A 17,986-nucleotide genomic window follows, 5' to 3' on the forward strand; every position below is an offset into this window, starting at 1 on the left:
AAATGTAAGGAATTGTATTATGACTGCTACTTCTAACCAGATTAAATCCAAGGTTTGGGACAAAAAGCAAGAGTATCCCTTAACTCGAGAGTCTTTAAGAATGCTGTTGGAAAACCGAATTCCTTTAATTCGGCTAAAGGAATTTGCTACAGCCCAAGAGTGTGAGATGTTAGTCAATCAAGCTGAATTATTCAACTTCGATTGCTATCAGAATGTGAATCCCAAGATTGAGCGAATTGGTATCACAGTCTTTGAATATAATCGCATTAGTAAAGCAGCTTATTTTCAAGCAGTAGAACGCACAACTAAATTAAGAGACTGCATTATGGCAGCCTCTTTTAATCCATTAGAACGCTTAATGGTGAAAATTCGAGAGTGTACAGGCGCGACTGTACGAATTGCTTCGGAACCACTCTATGGTAGTTATTATGCAGGACTGATCAGAAAAATAGAGCAGGGTACTCAACTTCATATTGATTATGCTCCATTAGAACAATCAAAATGGGAAATTGGTACAGTTATTAATCAACTTTCTTGGAATTTGTACTTGAAATTTTCTCCAAACAATCATGGTCAAACACGCATTTACGATCGCCAGTGCCAACCAGGAGATGAGCAATATAAACTCGATTCCTACGGCTATGGTGATACAGTAATTGCAGATGCAGACATGATCAGCTTCCAACCTTATGTGGGAGATGTGTTCATTTTTAATACACGCAACTTTCACACTGTTGAACCGATGGATGGACAACGTGTGACTTTCACTTCTGCGATCGGATTACTACCTAACGGTGAAATTATTTTGTGGTCTTGAATGTGATAGATAACTAAGAAGCAGGAAGCAATTTGGTAAACATAGTGAGGAAATAATTCATGCCCTTAGCAGCTGTGATGACTGCACCTAATCAACCAGTTGAAGTGCAACAATTACCAGAGCCGATTCTAGAAAAGGGTGGAATCATTCTTGAAACCTTATATTCTGAGGTTTGTGGAACTGATGTACATTTACTACATGGGCGTTTAGAGGGAGTACCGTATCCCATCATCCCTGGACACTTCTCAGTTGGTCGTGTGGTGGAAACAGGTGGAGCAGTTAGTGATGTCAATGGTAAATTAATTCAGCCTGGAGCGATCGCTACTTTTTTAGATGTCCACGAAACCTGTTACAACTGCTGGTATTGTCTAGTAGCCAAAGCATCCACTCGCTGTCCCCAACGCAAAGTTTATGGTGTCACCTACTCAGCCAAAGATGGGTTGCTGGGTGGTTGGTCTGAACTGATTTACCTCAAACCAGGAGTTAAAGTTCTAACTCTACCCGAAGAAGTCTCACCAAAACAATTCATTGCTGGAGGATGTGCCTTACCAACTGCACTACACGCTATTGATCGAGCGCAGATTCAAATTGGTGATGTTGTCGTGGTACAGGGTTGCGGACCTGTAGGTTTGAGTGCGGCAATTCTAGCTTTGCTCTCAGGTGCGGGCAAAGTAATTGTAATTGATAAATTTGAGAGCCGATTAGTAGTTGCAAAATCCTTCGGTGTAGATGAAACCCTTGCAATTAAGGCTGATGAGCCACGACAACATATTGAGCGGGTTTTGGAATTGACAAACGGACACGGTGCTGATGTCACTATTGAAGCCACAGGCATTCCCATTGCTGTCAAAGAGGGCTTGAATATGACCAGAAATGGAGGTCGCTATGTTATTGTCGGGCATTACACAAACACGGGTGAAATTCTCATCAATCCACACCTAGAAATTAATCTAAAGCATATTGATATTCGCGGAACTTGGGGAATTGATTTCAGCCATTTTTACAGAATGATTGAATTACTAAAACGTCATAGTGATCCCAGTAAAAATATTGCTTGGGAAAGCATAATTAGCCGTTCATACACACTACAAGAAATTAATCAAGCACTGGCAGATGTAGAGAAAGGCTCTGTATTAAAAGCTGTGATTCAGCCCAATTTATCTTAATGACAACAATATATTAAATGACTTAGATAATCGGGAGAAAATATGCTCACAGATTTAAAAATTGCCTTTATCGGCGGTGGCACGATGGGCGAAATGATAATTACTAGATTGTTATCAACGAAAATTGTTCCCAAAGCCGATCTAATTATAGTCAGCGATCCAGTTTCTGCGCGATGCCTTCATTTAGAAAGGGAATATGGAGTACGTACTACAACCTCCAATATAGAAGCGGTTCTTGGCGCATCTATTGTGATATTGGCGGTGAAGCCGCAGGTTTTGGTAGAGGTTCTGGGTATGCTTAAGGATAAAATTCCACCTAATGCTTTAGTAATTAGTATTGTGAGTGGAGCGAGTATTTCATCTCTGTGCCAAGGGTTGAATCATCCTGCTGTTGTCCGTACAATGCCAAATATTGCAGTACAAGTTGGTCATGGGACTACAGTGTGGAGTGCATCATCAAGTGTGACAGAGATACAGCGATCGCATACCCAAGTCATTTTACAAGCATTAGGTAAGGAATTTACTACCCAAAATGAACATTACCTTGATATGGCAACGGCGTTGAGTAGCGCGGGGACTGGATTCGTGTTTCTCTACATCGAAGCGATGATTGATGCTGGCGTTCAGATGGGTTTAACTCGCACACAAGCCCAAGAACTAACATTGCATACGATTGCTGGTAGTGTAGAACTGATGTTTCAGACTCATGAACATCCAGCAGTTTTACGAAACAAGGTAACAAGTCCTGGGGGAGTGACTGCTGCTGGTCTTTACGAGTTAGAAAAAGGTGGTATGCGAACTGTTATTTCTAATGCAGTGCTTGCCGCTTTGAGCCGCACTCAACAATTAGGTAATATCAGTTAAAAAATTAGCGCTGATTGGAGTTACTCATTCGGTACTTATTACTGATCATTCAACACTAAAAAGTATTAAAGCTGATAAAAGATTTTAATTTATTTCTCAAATATGCCAACCCAAGTTGTTCAAGCTCAACCCTCAAAGAATGTTTTTTCAGATTTTATCCAATTCTGGGAAAACGCCAAAGTGATTGCTGGGCCTTACTGGTATCCAACAAAGCCAGGACAAAGAGCATTCTCAGACGTAATTCGTGCATGGGGAATGCTTATTCTCCTAATATTGCTAATAATTGCATTTGTAGGTGTAACTGCTTTTAATAGTTTTATTAATCGCTACATAGTTGATATCATACTTCAGGAAAAAGATTATTCTAAATTTGTTAATATTATATCCTTTTATGCTGCTGGACTTGTCTTGGTAACGCTTTTATTAGGATTTTCTAAATTTGTTAGAAAACAAATTGCTCTTGATTGGTACAAATGGCTTAATAATCAGATTTTAGATAAATATTTAAGCAATCGTGCTTATTATAAAATTAATTTTAAAGCTGATATTGATAACCCAGATCAACGTTTATCCCAAGAGATTGAACCAATTACCAGTAATGTCCTCTATTTTTCAGCTACTTTTCTAGAAAAAGTACTGGAAATGATAACTTTTACAGCAATTATCTGGTCAATTTCCCAACAGATTGCTGTTGCTCTGGTTATTTACACGATTATGGGCAATTTGATTGCTGTCTACTTAAATCAGGAATTAAATAGTATTAATCAAGCAGAAATTGAATCTAAAGCTGACTATAATTACTGCCTAACTCATGTTCGCACTCACGCTGAATCAATAGCTTTTTTTCGGGGAGAAAAACAAGAATCAAATATAATTGAACGCCGATTTAGTAAATTGATAATAAACATTAAACGCAAGATTGATTGGGAGAGAAATAGAGACATTTTTAACAGAGCATATCAGGTTGCCATAGAACTTTTTATGTTATTCATACTTGCGCCTTTGTATATTAAAGGTGAAATTGATTTCGGACAAGTTGGACAAGCTAGTGTAGCTAGCTTTATGTTTGCTACTGCTTTGGGAGAACTAATAACTGCATTTGGCAGTTCTGGAAATTTTTCGAGTTACGTTGAGCGTTTAGCTGAGTTTTCGAGTGCGTTAGAAGAAGTGACCAAACAACCGGAGAATGTAAGCACCATTAAAATAATAGAAGAAAACCATCTTGCTTTTGAGAATGTTACCTTACAAACGCCTAACTATGAACAGGTAATCGTTGAAGACTTGTCCTTGTCTGTTCAACCGGGAGAAGGTTTATTGATTGTTGGGCCAAGTGGTCGAGGTAAAAGTTCTTTATTGAGAGCGATCGCTGGTTTGTGGAATGCGGGAACTGGCCGTTTAGTGCGACCTCCATTAGAAGAAGTTTTATTTTTACCCCAACGTCCTTACATAATTTTGGGAACTTTGCGCGAACAATTGCTCTATCCTAATACCAGTCGTCAAATGACTGATGCAGAACTCAAAGAAGTTTTGCAACAGGTCAACCTACAAAACTTATTGAGTCGAGTCGATGGCTTTGATACAGAAGTTCCTTGGGAGAATATATTATCGATAGGAGAACAACAACGCTTGGCTTTTGCACGACTGTTAGTTACTCATCCTAGCTTTACTATATTGGATGAAGCAACGAGTGCTTTAGATTTGCAAAATGAAGGAAGTTTATATCAAAAGTTACAATCGACGAAAACAACATTTATCAGTGTTGGGCATCGGGAAAGCCTGTTTGATTATCATCAATGGGTTTTGGAACTTTCACAAGATTCCAGTTGGCAACTTGTGACTGTGCAGGATTATCGAAATCAAAAAGCAATAAATATTCAAAGCGCGCCTAATAATGAGTTGCAAAATCAATCTCAAATATTGACAGAAACAATCACAAGTGAAAAGCTCACTCATAAGGAAATAAGTGAATTAACTAACTATTCCATTAGCACTATTAGAAGTAAGGCAAGCAAAGGAGATTCTGTTATTACTAGGGATGGCTTGACGTACCGCTATGACAAGAACTCAAGTGTGTTGAAATGGCTAAGAGTTTAGCGGTTAGACAATCTGTTCAGTTCAATTATCACCTGTGAAAGAATAGTCTTCTATTTTGATTTGTAAAAATTGTCCTTGCTCAGAACCCCGACTTTTTTAAAAAATTGGGGTTTTTGTTGTTAACTAATAACTTATGACTGGTGTGTATAGGAATCTGGTTTATTATTAAACATAATTATGTATGAAAGAAATTAACAGCAAAGAAAACAGGCAAAAGTAGAGGCGGGTTTAAAAATGTTATTAATTACTAATAATCATCTCGGAGAAGCCACCCCTACTTGTTCAATAATCAAATAAAATTACTATGATCTTGATTACTTAATTTGATGATTATTAAATAGTTTTTTCTTAACTTTCTTAACTTTCTTAACTTTCCTAGCTACCTTAGAATAATTGCTTCTTAACTGTCTTAACTGACCTTGAAAATATATTTAATTAATGATATATTTTTACTTGAAAAATCAATTTACTTTAAGGAAAACTCTATGCCTACAAACACAGTAGAAACAATGGATATCGTAGCAATACCATTTTTTGCGCGTTTCTTGTCAGAGCAAGCTACTGAAGGAACAGAGGTTCCTTGGACTTACAAGTATCCTTCAGATTTGGAAGATAGATAATTTATTTACTCTTCTACATCTGAAAGTACCTTTCTGGTTGGAAAGATACCTTGTAATTGACTGAATCATAATTTCATAGAGTAGCAGTTATCAAATAACTGAAAACTACTCATATAAACGCGATGGCGCAGAGCGCCCGCCGTAGGCGATCGCTTTCATATTACCTTTTCCAAACATGGAGGTGATTGCTTTTTCTATTCGCCTAAATTCTTCAAATATTTTTGGGTATCGAAAGCAATCTGTTTGCTATTACTTAATAGCTACCTCCTAAAATTATCCTGAAAAAATATTTATGCACCTATCTCGTGATGTTGTTTTATTAATCACCCACAGTGGTGATTTTTTCACAATAGATAGAGTGGCAGAAGCCTTATCAAAAAAAGGGGTGCAACCATTTCGTCTAGATACTGATAAGTTTCCTCTAGAAGTCCAATTAACAGCACATTTTGATAAGTCTAAAAGCTACCACACTATAGAATGTAACAACCACTCTATCAGCACAGAGCAGGTGCAAGCTGTATGGATGCGCCGTATTTGGGAACCAGAACTGAGTCAAGAATTAGCGCCAAAGTTCCGAGAAGCCTGCATTAGAGAATCACAAGCAACTTTAGATGCTTTTTGGGACAGCCTCAAGGGAGCTTGTTGGGTAGATAATTTAGAGCGGATAGATTATGCAAGTAACAAGCTGCGTCAACTACGGATTGCGTCTGAAGTAGGTTTTGTTATTCCCCAGACTCTTGTTACCAACAAAGCCCAAGCAGCACGAGAGTTTTTCCAGCAAGTTAACGGCAAAATGGTGAGCAAGCTCTTAACTGCTCTTTCCCGCAGTATGGAAGCTAACTCCTCGTTTTTTCTTTACACCAGCATCGTCAAGGAAGAAGACTTACAAGATGCCGAATCACTGCGCTATTGCCCAATGGTTTTTCAAGAGCAAATTCCAAAGCAACAGGAATTACGGGTAGTGTATGTGAATGGTAATGTATTTGTGGGGGCGCTAAATGCAGATGTGTATGCAGCAGCCAAAGTTGATTGGCGTAAACCTGGTATTGATATTGGCGCATGGCAACACCACCAACTTCCTGATGAAGTAGTTAGTCGTCTCAAAGCCTTTATGGGGAAATTTGGGCTGTTGTTTGGAGCCTTAGATTTCATCGTTACACCATCAGGGGAATACGTCTTTTTGGAAATAAACCCTGTGGGGGAGTGGGGAATGTTGGAAAAGAATTTAGACTTGCCTATTGCAAGTGCGATCGCAGACGCCCTACTTCAAAGAAAAAATGAATAATCAAAAATTTAATATTTGATATTAGCCTGTGGCAAGCTACCCAAAAGGTGTCTATATACTTCACACTTCATAGTTTTTATGACCGTATTAATAGTCACGTTTAGTAAAGACAACGAAAGTATTCCTCTAGTGATCAAAGAAATTGAGGCTAGAGGAGAAAAAGCATTTCGCTTTGATACAGACAGATATCCCACCGAGGTGAAGTTAGATATTTACTGCGGCGATACTGAACGGGTAATTATTACTGATGGCGAACAGAAACTAGATTTGAGTGAGGTCTCCTCAGTTTGGTATCGGCGGATGCGCTACGGACAAAAAATCCCCGAATCAATGGACAAGCAATACAGAGATGCGTCAATTAACGAATGTCGCACCACAGTCAGAGGTATGATTGCCAGCCTTCAGGGATTCCACTTTGATAAAATGTCCAATGTAGACCGGGCTAATAATAAGCAACTACAATTGCAAGTTGCACGAGAAGTTGGTCTTGTAACTCCACGTACTCTGACTTCAAACAATCCACAAGCAGTCAAGCAATTTGCTCAAGAGTGTAAGCAAGGTATAGTTACCAAAATGCTTTCTTCCTTTGCTATCTATAATGATCAGGGACGAGAAAATGTTGTGTTTACTACTCCAATTACAAATGATGATCTGGAGAATATGGAAGGACTGCGTTTTTGTCCAATGACCTTTCAAGAAAATGTACCCAAGGCGCTGGAGTTGCGGACAACTATTGTTGGACACCGCATATTTACTGCCGCAGTAGATTCCCAAAGCTTAGAAGGAGCTACTTACGACTGGCGCAAAGAGGGAAGAGCCTTAGTTAAAAATTGGCAACCCTACAATTTGCCAGAATATATTGAGAAAAAATTGCTCAAACTGATGGCTTATTTTGGCTTAAACTATGGAGCAATTGATATTATTATCACGCCCGATGGTCGCCATGTATTCCTCGAAGTTAACCCAGTCGGGGAATTTTTTTGGCTGGAGATATATCCACCACACTACCCCATTTCGCAGGCGATCGCAGAGGTATTACTGACTCATAAAAATTAGGTGATTGAGCCTTGTATATTTTTATTGTGTTCTATTTTGAAAGGTGTTAGTGAGATTTCACTATTAAGTTTATTAATACTAAATTCCTTATTTAAAATTATGAATTTATTGAGATTTGGAGATTAAATTATTGTGGTAAACCTAGTAAATGCACAAACAGTTTTAACATTTGATGGGGTAAATGATTATATAGATTTTGGCAGAAACGATATTGGGGGCGTTTTCGCTCAAGGGAGTTCAGCTTTTACGGTTTCAGGATGGGTAAATCCACATGAACTAACAAATAAAGCCACTAGTTACGGGACGCGCAATGTATTTTTTGCCCGTTCTTCAGAGAGATACAGCGATAACTTTGAATTCGGCATCAGTGAAACAGGAAGCCTAGATATATACATTGATGAAAGTGTTAGCAAAAATATCAAAACCTTTGGGCAAGGAGAATTAACTATAGGACAATGGCACTTTTTTGCTATTGTTTTTAATAGTGGTCAACTAGCCATATATCTTGACGATCATGAATACGACGATTCTCTTAGAGGTTCATCTTTAAACAAAGCCACAAGTTCTATAACTCTGGGAGCAACGTTACACAAACAGGTCTATTTCAAAGGACAATTAGCAAATATTAGTGTTTGGAATTATCCCTGTACTCAAGCACAAATTCAGACTCATCGTTGTGGGCTAATAGTCGGAGATGAATCAGGATTAGTGGCCTACTGGAGATTAGACGAAGGGCAAGGTACAACTGTAAAAAACCAAACTGGCAAAAACCAAACTGGAAAGTCTTATCAAGGAAATTTTCGTGGTAATCCTATTTGGACTTTAGCAGAAATTCCATTTGCAACACAATCATTCAATCCAGTTCCATTTGCAGGAGAATTATTCAATCAAGAAGATTTTCAAGAAGAGATCCAAACTGAAACAGCAGTTATTCCTGAAGAAAATATCTCACCACTAACCACAAGTTTATTAGCAGCAACGGTATCGTTAGTAAGCGACGACGAAGATCAACCAAAGGAAATTCAACAGACAGAAACAAACAGGGAAGAATCCGAGATTATTCTAACCGCGATCGCTCTCGAACCACATGACGATAAAACCAAGACAGACCAAACTGAAGCTCCTGTCAATATCCAACAAGCACAAATATTAACTCAGGAGGAATCGCCAGAAACCATGAATACAAAAGCCCGTCCCAAATATAAAATACTTTCCATTGATGGAGGCGGTATTCGGGGCATTATTCCTGCATTAATCCTAGCAGAAATTGAAAGGCGGACACAAAAGCCTATATTCAGTTTGTTTGATTTAATTACTGGCACTTCCAGTGGCGGAATTTTAGCACTTGGACTAACTAAACCCCGATTAAGTTCCGATGTATCTGATAACTTGCCAGTGGCGGAATACACTGCTGAGGATCTCCTACAGTTATTTATTGAGTATGGGGTAGAAATATTTTATGAGCCCCTGTTTGAAAGACTGCTTGGCCCATTAGAGGATATATTTCTCCAGCCAAAATATCCTTCCGAAAGCAAAGAAGAAATTTTCAGGCAATATTTTGGTAACGCTCCTCTAGAAAATAATCTCAAAGAAGTTTTTGTAACGAGTTACGATATCGAGCAGCGAATTCCGATATTTTTTACAAACCAACTAGAAAAACAGCAAATAGAATCTAAGAATTTTCAGAAGTTATGTGGGGGTTTTTTGCTCCTAGATGCGGCATTGGCAACTAGTGCCACTCCGACTTATTTTGCTCCTCATCGGCTTGTAAACCCCCACAATAGCGGCATCGCCTATACTTTAATCGATGGTGGAGTATTTGCTAATAATCCAGCCCATTTAGCTATTTTAGAAGCACAAATTAGTAGTAAACGAAAAGCCCAAAAAGTCCTCAATACAGAAGATATTTTAGTAGTTTCTTTAGGTACAGGTTCGCTGACGAGTGTTTACCCTTATAAAGAAGTCAAAAATTGGGGACTCTTACAATGGGGAAGACCACTTTTAAATATTGTGTTTGACGGTGGTAGTGAAGTGGTAGCTGGAGAATTAGAACAGTTGTTTGAGCCTACTGATAAAGAAGCTAAAAGTTTTTATTATCGCTTTCAAACCTTGTTAGATAGTGAACTAGAAGAAATAGATAATACCAAACTCCAAAATACTCGTCAGCTACAAGCTATAGCCCATCGATTAATATCTCAGAAAAGTCAACAAATCGATGAACTGTGTAGTCTTTTGTTGGGCTAAATCAGATTTCTTACATCTTGCACCAACTAACTGGTACAAGATGTAAGATTTTTAATTTCTTCACAAAAGAAATTAGTAATGACTCTCTTAGTCATGTTTTCACTTTATAAGGATTGTAGGTAAGTACAATGGATGAACTCGTCAAAAAAATTTCTGGTTTAGGCCTTCCTGGCATACTTTTCGTGATAGCAACGGGTGCATCAGGGGGTAATGTCGCCGCCGTTGTCGCTATGCTTTCAACGCTGGGCGGGCCTTTAGGCCTCTTAGGAGGTTTGGGCTTGCTTGGGCTGGTAGCCGTTCTAGGGGAATATATAGCGGGATTTGGAATTGAAAACATTCTCAAGCTCATCTATACAGAACGTAGCAAAACTGAATCTGTCAGATTTCTTCTCAAAGAAATTCAAGAATTGCCCATTTCAGATGAGTTAAAACTCAAACTGAAACATCATATTAGCCCAGTAGTCGTTACTGAGCCTGACCAAGGCCCTTTTCCGAGAACAGTCGAAATTGTTGATGAGGAACCATTGACCTAGTACCGCAAAGCGGAAGTCACGCATTCAAAAGTCAAGGCTTCGGCTATTTCGGCTACGCTCAGCACAAGTTCGCTCAACCTTGACCCTGAGCGCAGTCGAAGGGTCAAAAGTCAAAAAGCTTAGAAGACAGGCTTTTGAACAATTTGAAATAGTTGCTTTATTTACGCCGTGCTGTACTAGTGCATTCGATTTGATCCCCCCTACGCCAGTTGCTAGCCTGTTTTAACGCTTACAGCGTAGCTGGCTCCCCTTAAAAAAGAAGGAAATTTAATTAAATCCCTCCTTAAAAAGGGAAATTTAGGGGGATCTACAAAGCTCGAATACAACACTATAAAAGTTTTCAGACATTCTCTAAAAGCAAAAATGGACTCTGAGTCTAACTTAATTTTCAAAGGCCATTTCAAAATTCCTAGGTAATTAGTAACGGCTACATTTTTAGAATATGCAAACTCCATCTGTGCGTGAGCAAAATACAATAAATCCTTTTTCAGCATTGATTCAGTTTTGGCAGGATGTGAAAGTAGTCGCTCAACCTTATTGGTATCCAACAAAAGCAGAAGGAAGAGCATTTTCAGATGTAATTCGCTCATGGGGAATACTCATTCTCTTAGTATTATTAATAGTCGTAATTGTCGGTGTAAATGCTGCAAATAGTTACTGGAATCGCTATGTAATTGATATCGTTATTGAACAGAGAGACCTTGATAAATATAATAGCACTTTATGGTTTTCTAGTCTCATTATTCTAGGAACAGTCTTATTAGTAACTCTTTTGAGATATGTCAGAAAAAAAATAATTCTTGATTGGTATAAATGGCTAAATATTCATGTTTTAGAAAAGTATTTAAGCAATCAAGCTTATTATAAAATCAATTTTCAATCTGATATAGATAATCCAGATCAACGCTTATCCCAAGAAATAGAACCTATTACTAGTATTGGTTTGAGATTCTCATCTTCTTTACTAGAAAAATCTTTAGAAATGGTCAGTGGTTTGATAATTATTTGGATAGTTTCTCCAGAAATCGCAATTTATTTAGTTATTTATACAAGTATAGGTAATTTAATAGCTGTTTACTTGAATCAAGGAATAAATAAAGTTAACCAAGAAGAACTTGCATTTAAAGCAGATTTTGCCTATTGCTTAACTCATGTTCGTAATCATGCTGAATCAATCGCTTTTTTTCAGGGAGAAGATGAAGAATTAAATATAATTCAGCGCCGATTTGATAATGTTTTAAAAACTGCTGAACGCAGGCTGAATTTAGAGAGGGGACAAGACGCTTTTGGTAGAGCATATCAGTCTGCAATTAGCGTATTCTCGATGTTCATTCTTACACCTTTATTTCTTCAAGATCAAATTGATTATGGGCAAATTAACCAAGCTAGTTTTGCTTGCTTTATGTTTTCTAATGCTCTAGGAGAACTGATAGCCGAATTTGGGATTTCAGGGCGATTTTCTGGCTATGTAAAGCGTTTAGCAGAGTTTTCAGATGCGCTACAGGCTGCTAGTAAACAACCAGAAAATGTCAGTACTATTCAAATTTTAGAAGAAGAACGTTTAGCTTTTGAGAATGTCACTTTACAAACGCCAAATTATGAACAGGTAATTGTTGAAAATTTATCATTTGCTGTTGAGCCAGGTGAAGGGTTACTGATTGTTGGCTCTAGTGGTAGAGGTAAAAGTTCTTTGTTGAGAGCGATCGCTGGTTTGTGGAATGCGGGAACTGGTCGTCTAGTGCGTCCTCCCTTAAAAGAAGTATTATTCTTACCCCAACGCCCTTATATTATTTTAGGGACTTTGCGCGAACAGTTGCTCTATCCTCACACAGATAGAAAAATGAGCGATCGCGAACTTGAACACATTTTGCAACAAGTTAATCTGCAACACTTACTTACCCGCATAAATGGTTTTGATACAGAAGTTCCTTGGGAAAATATATTGTCGTTAGGAGAACAACAACGCCTCGCTTTTGCACGGCTATTAATTACACATTCTAGTTTCACTATCTTAGATGAAGCAACGAGTGCTTTAGATTTAAATAACGAAGGTAATCTATATCAACAGTTACAATCAACGAAAACAACTTTTATCAGCGTTGGTCATAGAGAAAGCTTATTTAATTATCATCAATGGGTGTTAGAACTTTCACAAGAATCTAATTGGCAACTTGTTTCTATGCCAGATTATCAATTGCAAAAAGGAATTGTTATTAAACCAGTTGAAAAGGAGCAAATTACGATAGATATTTATCCTAAGAATGAACTCAAAATAAAACTAGAATCAGCAGTAAGTGCCACAATTATAGGATTTTCTCATAAAGAGCTTCAGACATTAACAGACTATTCTATTACTACCATCAGAAGCAAGGCTAGTCAAGAAAAGTCTGTGACTACTAAAGATGGTGTAACCTACCGCTATAACAAGAACCCAGAGGTATTGAAATGGGTAAGAGTTTAGTAACTATTTGTATATTTAAAAGTAAGTGATGCTAATTAGAAACCAAAAACAATTAGTTACTTATGAATCTATTACGATTTATGAAACACATTACAAATTTCCTACTTTAAAAAACCCAAAAATAAAAAAAGTTCAAAGGAAAATTAGAAAATGCCAAAGCTTAATTAAAGAAGGTACTAAATATCATTTTTATTTTTGGGGAATAATTAAATGTAAAAAAGAAATTAGTCAAAGAGAAACTTTAGCAGAGGTTAAATCATTAATCTCAAATTATACTCAAATTCTGGATTTTTTAGAAAATTATAAAAATAGTTATCAAAAATTTTTATTAAAATTTATAGATGACTGGAAAAATCTATTTAACCAAAAGTATGATGAAATTAGAAAAGTAAATGAGGAAAGAAGTAAGCTAGAGATAAAAAATCATAAAAATTTTCAAATAATTGACAAGTTAAAATGCGAGCAAGAAGAAAATTTAAAATCTATTTTACTGTTAAGTAATACTAATTTTTTAATTTTACAAAAAGTAAAACTACTTAGTGAAGGAATTAAAAATTTAGCGGAAGATACCAAAAATCAAAAGCAAGCTATTCAGAAAATACTTAAAGATATAGAGGTGTATCAAGAAATTTATGAATATCAAGTCAAAGCTACAAAGATTCGTCAAGAAATCGCAAAAATAGCTGAAACAGCAATTAATCTAGAAAACTCTCTACAAGATTACTTTAGTCCGTTTCAATCTTTAATAGATGATGTAGTAAAAGTAGATGCAGATTTTTACGCAATTGTAGGAGAAATTCAAAATTTAGCAAGTAGTACTCTAAATTCTCAAGTTAATTTATTAACAATACAAGATCCTAGTACGATATCTCATGACATCCTCAATTTATTAGTGGCAAGTTATGATAAAAAAGATAGACTGCAAGATGCTTTTTTTCAGTCAAAATTATTAGATTTACAGGTTCATGACTTCGATCTAAGTAAAAATGAGATAACTTTAAATCAAGCGATTTACCTAATATCTAATTATATGTCTACTCAACTGGTTGCTCAAAAGAAAGTGCTAGGGATAGAAGAAGCAGATATTGTTTCTCCTTATCCTCAACCTTTTATCGAGAAAACAGAATTGACGGAACAACCTAATAATGATATTGATATTGAGCTTCCCACAGAATTTAAAATTAATTGGAATATTGATTACAGTAAATTGCAAAACCTTCTTACACAGCACAAGTGGCAAGAAGCTGATATTGAAACAGCTAAATTAATGCTACAAGTCATGGGTAAGAATGATTGGAATGAAGTTTATAAACAGGATATACTTAACTTTTCATGTGAAGCTTTTCATAAACTGGATCAACTTTGGCAACAATACAGTCATGGTTACTTTGGCTTTAGTATTCAGCAAAGTATTTGGAACGAAATAGGCGGTCAAATAGATTATGAAACAGAAAAAAGACTTGGCGATCGCCTGGGTTGGCGAAAAGAGGGAAACTGGTTAAATTACGACCAACTAACTTTTAAATTATCTCCAACGACACCGATGGGACATCTACCAGTTAAATGGTTACATTATGACCAAAATATATTAGACATACCTTCATATTCATCTACAACCCCCCTGTCAATGGTAGCTTGGCGAGTTGGATCTTGGCTAGTATGGCAAATGCATTTATTTTTTACTCGTGCCAAAACTTGTCATGAAATTTACCATGAGTGAATTAAACATTATTTAATTAATAATAGGAGAAAAAGCCAATGAGTAACATGAATCTATCAGATACAGAAATAGAAATGTTACTTATTGGAAAATGGCGTTTTAATACAAATTGGGAAAAAAATTCGATAGAATTTAAAGATAATATGACTTATGAGCAAACTAGAATTCAAACGTTTCTTTTATCTAAACCCAGAGAATTTATCACGGGTAATAAATTTACTGGTGTATGGCACGTAAATGATAGAAGATTATGTTTAATTGTTAAAACTGTTCCTAAATCATTTTTCAATTTGCAAATACTGATATTATCTAGAGTAAATTTGGCAGATATGATAGCCAGCATCTACTCTATATTTGTAACAGAAAATTATGAAGTTATTGAAATTGATAAATTAAAATTTTTAATAAGCGACAAAAATCACAGAATTGCTGGTATAAAAATCAATTAATCCTTTTTTTAGGCTTGTAATATCAACTTAAAAAATCTAAGTCAAATATTAAGTTAGTATAAGTTATTACAATTTTACAGGATACCCTGTCCCTGGAACCAAAAAATTCTTGCAGGTAATAGATAGCTGTCCCTGGATTCATCCTGTATGGATTTCTACGTGGTCGCACCAGTCACAGGTGTGGAATATCTAGTCAAAAACCACTCCTTGGCCTTTTGTTTACCCTTTAGATAGAGATAAGGCACGTGAAGCCTTAAAGCTATTTCCACATGGTAGCGACAAGTATTTAGCAGCAAGGTGGTACAGCCGGAATTGGCAACATCGCATTGTGTGGATTGAAGATGGATTCTGGCTTTCTATGGGTGCAGATACTTCTATGGGAGCAGCAGTGAAATGGGCGGAGTCCAATTCTATAGTTCAATTAATTGACACCGTACGGACTATTCAACAGCATCGTCAAGGCTATAAAAAAGGAATAAGACACTGGAATATTGAGCGAATATGTGATGCTTTAGATATTCAGGAAAATCGAGAAATACTGTTAAATCAAATCAAGCCTCCTATTTCAGATTTAACAGATATTTTAAGTCAAAACATAATCCCATACATTGAGAAAAATCAAAAAATGATATCTAATCAAATTAACGCTTCTACGGCACATTCTCTAGAATCATTAGATCAACAGATAATACTTTCAAATAATGACACTAAAAAGCTGGAAAATCCAACGTCATTTATCTCAAAGATTCGCAATTTGTTTAAGTTTCGTAATCGCACTTAAGATAAATCAATTTCTCATGGAACTCATATTTCAAACTCCAAAACACTCAACACCTTCTCTTCCAAATCCGTCAAATAAGCACGATTCAGCTTCCCTAGCATCTCCAAAAACTTCTGCACCGACTCCTCCAGCGCACTGGAATACACCCGACTGATGCGATCGCGGCAATATTCCTCAAACGTGCGGTGACTTGAACGGTAAAGTCGGCGATCACCTAATTCTGCCAGTGCCTTCCCCGCTTCAAAAAATGCCCGTTCCACCTTACGCTCCAGGTGCAAGCGATCGCTGGTTTTGTTTCTACATTCTCCTTATGCACTTTTTGTATTGCTTGTCAATGCGTAAGTTCTATACTTGTGGGTCTGTCATTTTTTAGAACCCCCTTCAGACTAAGAACTCTCAACTTACTTCCTAAAAGACAACACGAATTTAGAGCGATCGCTTTCACGATTTAGGCTCTACGCTAATACTGCTTAGGTTTTACATACTTCATAGAAGAAGTATCCCACTATTTCCACACATTATGTAAATATAGGAGTATCAGTGAGAGAAATCGTAATGCAAGGAATACCTTTGGATTTGGTATCCCGGATTGACTGGGATCAGGAATATGGTGAGTTTTTATTTCAGCAAAGAGAAGACAAGAAACTTTCTAGAGAAGAAGTAGCGCAAGCAATTACAGGGCTTGGAGAACCTTGTTCTCAGCAGTTAATAAATAAAATAGAAAAATGGAAGGGTAAAGGTGATCGCTTTGTCTCTTTGTCTCTTATCTTGAAATATTGTCAAATTTTAGGGATCGAGCTTAGACAATTTTATCCTGTTGTAGCACAAACCCTTAGTTACCCATTGTTACAAAAAATCTCGTCCGTAGTTGGTGACCAATTTCTATAAAATATGTAAAACAATAAGAGATAAAACAAAGGACAACCGCTTCAGCCTGGAAAACTTGTGCGATCGCCCTTTGACCCTTTTTACAGGAAATCTTATTAACCCAAGTTGCGGGTTATTAAATTCTAAATACTTCGTGACCATTGATTGAAACAAATGCACATGAAAAATTGGCGGTGGCGCTATGGGCAACCGGAAATTAGAGTCAAGCTAAGATCAGAGTATTAAATGATTTTAAGGTATTTAAATTAACCTATTAAATAAATGCTCGTTGGAGAGTAAATGCCAAAATAAATGCTTGGAGTTTCAGTAAAAATCCCTCAAAAGTACAAGCATGAATTGATTTAGGGAAATCACTTGTGATATTACTAAACACGGTTTCGATGTAATGCCGAGTATGTTGTTTAATATATTGATTCCAAGGTAGGTCTTGACGCTTAGAGTTCTTTTTCCGCATGACTTTTAAAGCAATTTGACCAGTTTGTTCCAAGTCATCTTCAACAGTGTAATCTGTGTAGGCTGAATCACCATAAACTTCACTGCCAGGTGGTGGATTCACTCGGTTTCGCATTTAAGGCGCGGACATCACTGGCACTACCAGGCATAAATACAAATTCAACAGGAATACCATTTTTGGTCGTTAATAACTGCACCCTAACGCCATAAAAGTAACGTTTTTTCGATGCTATGTAACCTCTATACTGCGCCGAGTGGACGATTTTTACATTAAAGATCCGAATGTTATCGCAGATGGGTACAGGAAATGAGTCTAAAAGGTATTCAGTGGAATCACTACTATTTTTTAGGATCGTTCCCACTTGATGAAACAAATCGTTGATTAACATTGAGACACTGTGTAATCTCCGGTTAAATCGTGACTTTTATAACATATTCAATATCAAGCGATGGTCTAACATAATAGCTACAAGCCTTACTATGATTACCATTAAAGAACATCGCCGCGCAGATAGCAGTTGTAATAATTTCTGCGTCGTTCATGGCTCGACGAGA

17 protein-coding genes are annotated in these 17,986 nt (G+C 36.9%); 14 read left to right on the forward strand and 3 right to left on the reverse strand.

The genetic code is table 11. The features are described from left to right. Nucleotides 1-19: 19 nt before the first annotated feature. The 13 genes from HWQ43_RS17130 (at nt 20) to HWQ43_RS17190 (ending at nt 16,090) form a co-directional block, all read left to right on the forward strand. On the forward strand, nt 20-817 hold the full coding sequence (locus HWQ43_RS17130) for a hypothetical protein (RefSeq protein ID WP_292736165.1): 798 nt from the start codon (nt 20-22) through the stop codon (nt 815-817). 59 nt (nt 818-876) lie between these two features. Continuing rightward, nucleotides 877-1,983, forward strand: a complete 1,107-nt coding sequence (locus HWQ43_RS17135) for a zinc-binding dehydrogenase (protein WP_292736169.1) — start codon at nt 877-879, stop codon at nt 1,981-1,983. 42 nt (nt 1,984-2,025) lie between these two features. Further along, nucleotides 2,026-2,847: a pyrroline-5-carboxylate reductase gene (gene proC, locus HWQ43_RS17140; RefSeq protein WP_292736172.1), complete on the forward strand. Its 822-nt coding sequence runs from the start codon at nt 2,026-2,028 to the stop codon at nt 2,845-2,847. A gap of 102 nt (nt 2,848-2,949) precedes the next feature. After that, nucleotides 2,950-4,941, forward strand: coding sequence for an ATP-binding cassette domain-containing protein (locus HWQ43_RS17145; RefSeq protein WP_292736175.1), 1,992 nt, complete (start codon nt 2,950-2,952; stop codon nt 4,939-4,941). 485 nt (nt 4,942-5,426) lie between these two features. Then, nucleotides 5,427-5,561: a microviridin/marinostatin family tricyclic proteinase inhibitor gene (locus tag HWQ43_RS17150; RefSeq protein ID WP_292736178.1), complete on the forward strand. Its 135-nt coding sequence runs from the start codon at nt 5,427-5,429 to the stop codon at nt 5,559-5,561. Between the two features lie 292 nt (nt 5,562-5,853). Beyond that, nucleotides 5,854-6,846, forward strand: a complete 993-nt coding sequence (locus HWQ43_RS17155) for an MvdC family ATP-grasp ribosomal peptide maturase (RefSeq protein WP_292736180.1) — start codon at nt 5,854-5,856, stop codon at nt 6,844-6,846. Between the two features lie 78 nt (nt 6,847-6,924). Continuing rightward, nucleotides 6,925-7,902, forward strand: a complete 978-nt coding sequence (locus tag HWQ43_RS17160) for an MvdD family ATP-grasp ribosomal peptide maturase (RefSeq protein WP_292736183.1) — start codon at nt 6,925-6,927, stop codon at nt 7,900-7,902. Between the two features lie 132 nt (nt 7,903-8,034). Next, the gene (locus HWQ43_RS17165; RefSeq protein WP_292736186.1) at nt 8,035-10,146 is read left to right on the forward strand and encodes a patatin-like phospholipase family protein; all 2,112 of its coding nucleotides are present in this window, start codon (nt 8,035-8,037) and stop codon (nt 10,144-10,146) included. Nucleotides 10,147-10,274: 128 nt separating this feature from the next. Further along, complete coding sequence (locus HWQ43_RS17170) at nt 10,275-10,679, forward strand: hypothetical protein (RefSeq protein WP_193945309.1); 405 nt, start codon at nt 10,275-10,277, stop codon at nt 10,677-10,679. Nucleotides 10,680-11,121: 442 nt separating this feature from the next. Next, on the forward strand, nt 11,122-13,140 hold the full coding sequence (locus HWQ43_RS17175) for an ATP-binding cassette domain-containing protein (protein ID WP_292736193.1): 2,019 nt from the start codon (nt 11,122-11,124) through the stop codon (nt 13,138-13,140). Nucleotides 13,141-13,168: 28 nt separating this feature from the next. Continuing rightward, complete coding sequence (locus tag HWQ43_RS17180) at nt 13,169-14,860, forward strand: GUN4 domain-containing protein (RefSeq protein ID WP_292736196.1); 1,692 nt, start codon at nt 13,169-13,171, stop codon at nt 14,858-14,860. 38 nt (nt 14,861-14,898) lie between these two features. Beyond that, nucleotides 14,899-15,309 carry a hypothetical protein gene (locus HWQ43_RS17185; protein WP_292736199.1) on the forward strand — a complete coding sequence of 137 codons (411 nt, stop codon included), beginning with the start codon at nt 14,899-14,901 and terminating at the stop codon, nt 15,307-15,309. A 328-nt stretch (nt 15,310-15,637) separates the two neighbouring features. Next, on the forward strand, nt 15,638-16,090 hold the full coding sequence (locus HWQ43_RS17190; RefSeq protein WP_292736202.1) for a hypothetical protein: 453 nt from the start codon (nt 15,638-15,640) through the stop codon (nt 16,088-16,090). A 23-nt stretch (nt 16,091-16,113) separates the two neighbouring features. On the opposite strand, the gene HWQ43_RS17195 is transcribed toward HWQ43_RS17190, so the two are convergent. Further along, nucleotides 16,114-16,350, reverse strand: coding sequence for a hypothetical protein (locus HWQ43_RS17195; protein ID WP_292736205.1), 237 nt, complete (start codon nt 16,348-16,350; stop codon nt 16,114-16,116). Nucleotides 16,351-16,645: 295 nt separating this feature from the next. Between HWQ43_RS17195 and HWQ43_RS17200 the strand changes: the two genes are divergently transcribed. Next, nucleotides 16,646-16,978 (forward strand): helix-turn-helix transcriptional regulator, encoded by a 333-nt coding sequence (locus HWQ43_RS17200; protein ID WP_292736208.1) that lies wholly within the window; start codon nt 16,646-16,648, stop codon nt 16,976-16,978. 253 nt (nt 16,979-17,231) lie between these two features. Here the strand turns inward: HWQ43_RS17200 and HWQ43_RS17205 are convergent, their stop codons facing one another. Together HWQ43_RS17205 and HWQ43_RS17210 are read right to left on the reverse strand one after the other, a co-directional pair. Next, nucleotides 17,232-17,546: a hypothetical protein gene (locus HWQ43_RS17205; RefSeq protein ID WP_292736210.1), complete on the reverse strand. Its 315-nt coding sequence runs from the start codon at nt 17,544-17,546 to the stop codon at nt 17,232-17,234. Beyond that, nucleotides 17,512-17,793, reverse strand: coding sequence for a transposase (locus HWQ43_RS17210; RefSeq protein WP_292736213.1), 282 nt, complete (start codon nt 17,791-17,793; stop codon nt 17,512-17,514). The genes HWQ43_RS17205 and HWQ43_RS17210 overlap by 35 nt, the downstream gene beginning before the upstream one ends. Nucleotides 17,794-17,986 lie beyond the last annotated feature (193 nt).

This window comes from Nostoc sp. JL31, assembly GCF_017114965.1.
Classification (GTDB): domain Bacteria; phylum Cyanobacteriota; class Cyanobacteriia; order Cyanobacteriales; family Nostocaceae; genus Nostoc; species Nostoc punctiforme_A.

Bases quoted from the DNA above. Each gene is read 5' to 3' on its own strand.
- HWQ43_RS17150 (WP_292736178.1), top strand. From the start codon at position 5,427: ATGCCTACAAACACAGTAGAAACAATGGATATCGTAGCAATACCATTT.
- HWQ43_RS17145 (WP_292736175.1), top strand. From the start codon at position 2,950: ATGCCAACCCAAGTTGTTCAAGCTCAACCCTCAAAGAATGTTTTTTCA.
- HWQ43_RS17135 (WP_292736169.1), top strand. From the start codon at position 877: ATGCCCTTAGCAGCTGTGATGACTGCACCTAATCAACCAGTTGAAGTG.
- HWQ43_RS17170 (WP_193945309.1), top strand. From the start codon at position 10,275: ATGGATGAACTCGTCAAAAAAATTTCTGGTTTAGGCCTTCCTGGCATA.
- HWQ43_RS17160 (WP_292736183.1), top strand. From the start codon at position 6,925: ATGACCGTATTAATAGTCACGTTTAGTAAAGACAACGAAAGTATTCCT.
- HWQ43_RS17205 (WP_292736210.1), bottom strand. From the start codon at position 17,546: ATGCGAAACCGAGTGAATCCACCACCTGGCAGTGAAGTTTATGGTGAT.
- HWQ43_RS17130 (WP_292736165.1), top strand. From the start codon at position 20: ATGACTGCTACTTCTAACCAGATTAAATCCAAGGTTTGGGACAAAAAG.
- HWQ43_RS17180 (WP_292736196.1), top strand. From the start codon at position 13,169: ATGCTAATTAGAAACCAAAAACAATTAGTTACTTATGAATCTATTACG.
- HWQ43_RS17200 (WP_292736208.1), top strand. From the start codon at position 16,646: ATGCAAGGAATACCTTTGGATTTGGTATCCCGGATTGACTGGGATCAG.
- proC (WP_292736172.1), top strand. From the start codon at position 2,026: ATGCTCACAGATTTAAAAATTGCCTTTATCGGCGGTGGCACGATGGGC.
- HWQ43_RS17185 (WP_292736199.1), top strand. From the start codon at position 14,899: ATGAGTAACATGAATCTATCAGATACAGAAATAGAAATGTTACTTATT.
- HWQ43_RS17175 (WP_292736193.1), top strand. From the start codon at position 11,122: ATGCAAACTCCATCTGTGCGTGAGCAAAATACAATAAATCCTTTTTCA.
- HWQ43_RS17155 (WP_292736180.1), top strand. From the start codon at position 5,854: ATGCACCTATCTCGTGATGTTGTTTTATTAATCACCCACAGTGGTGAT.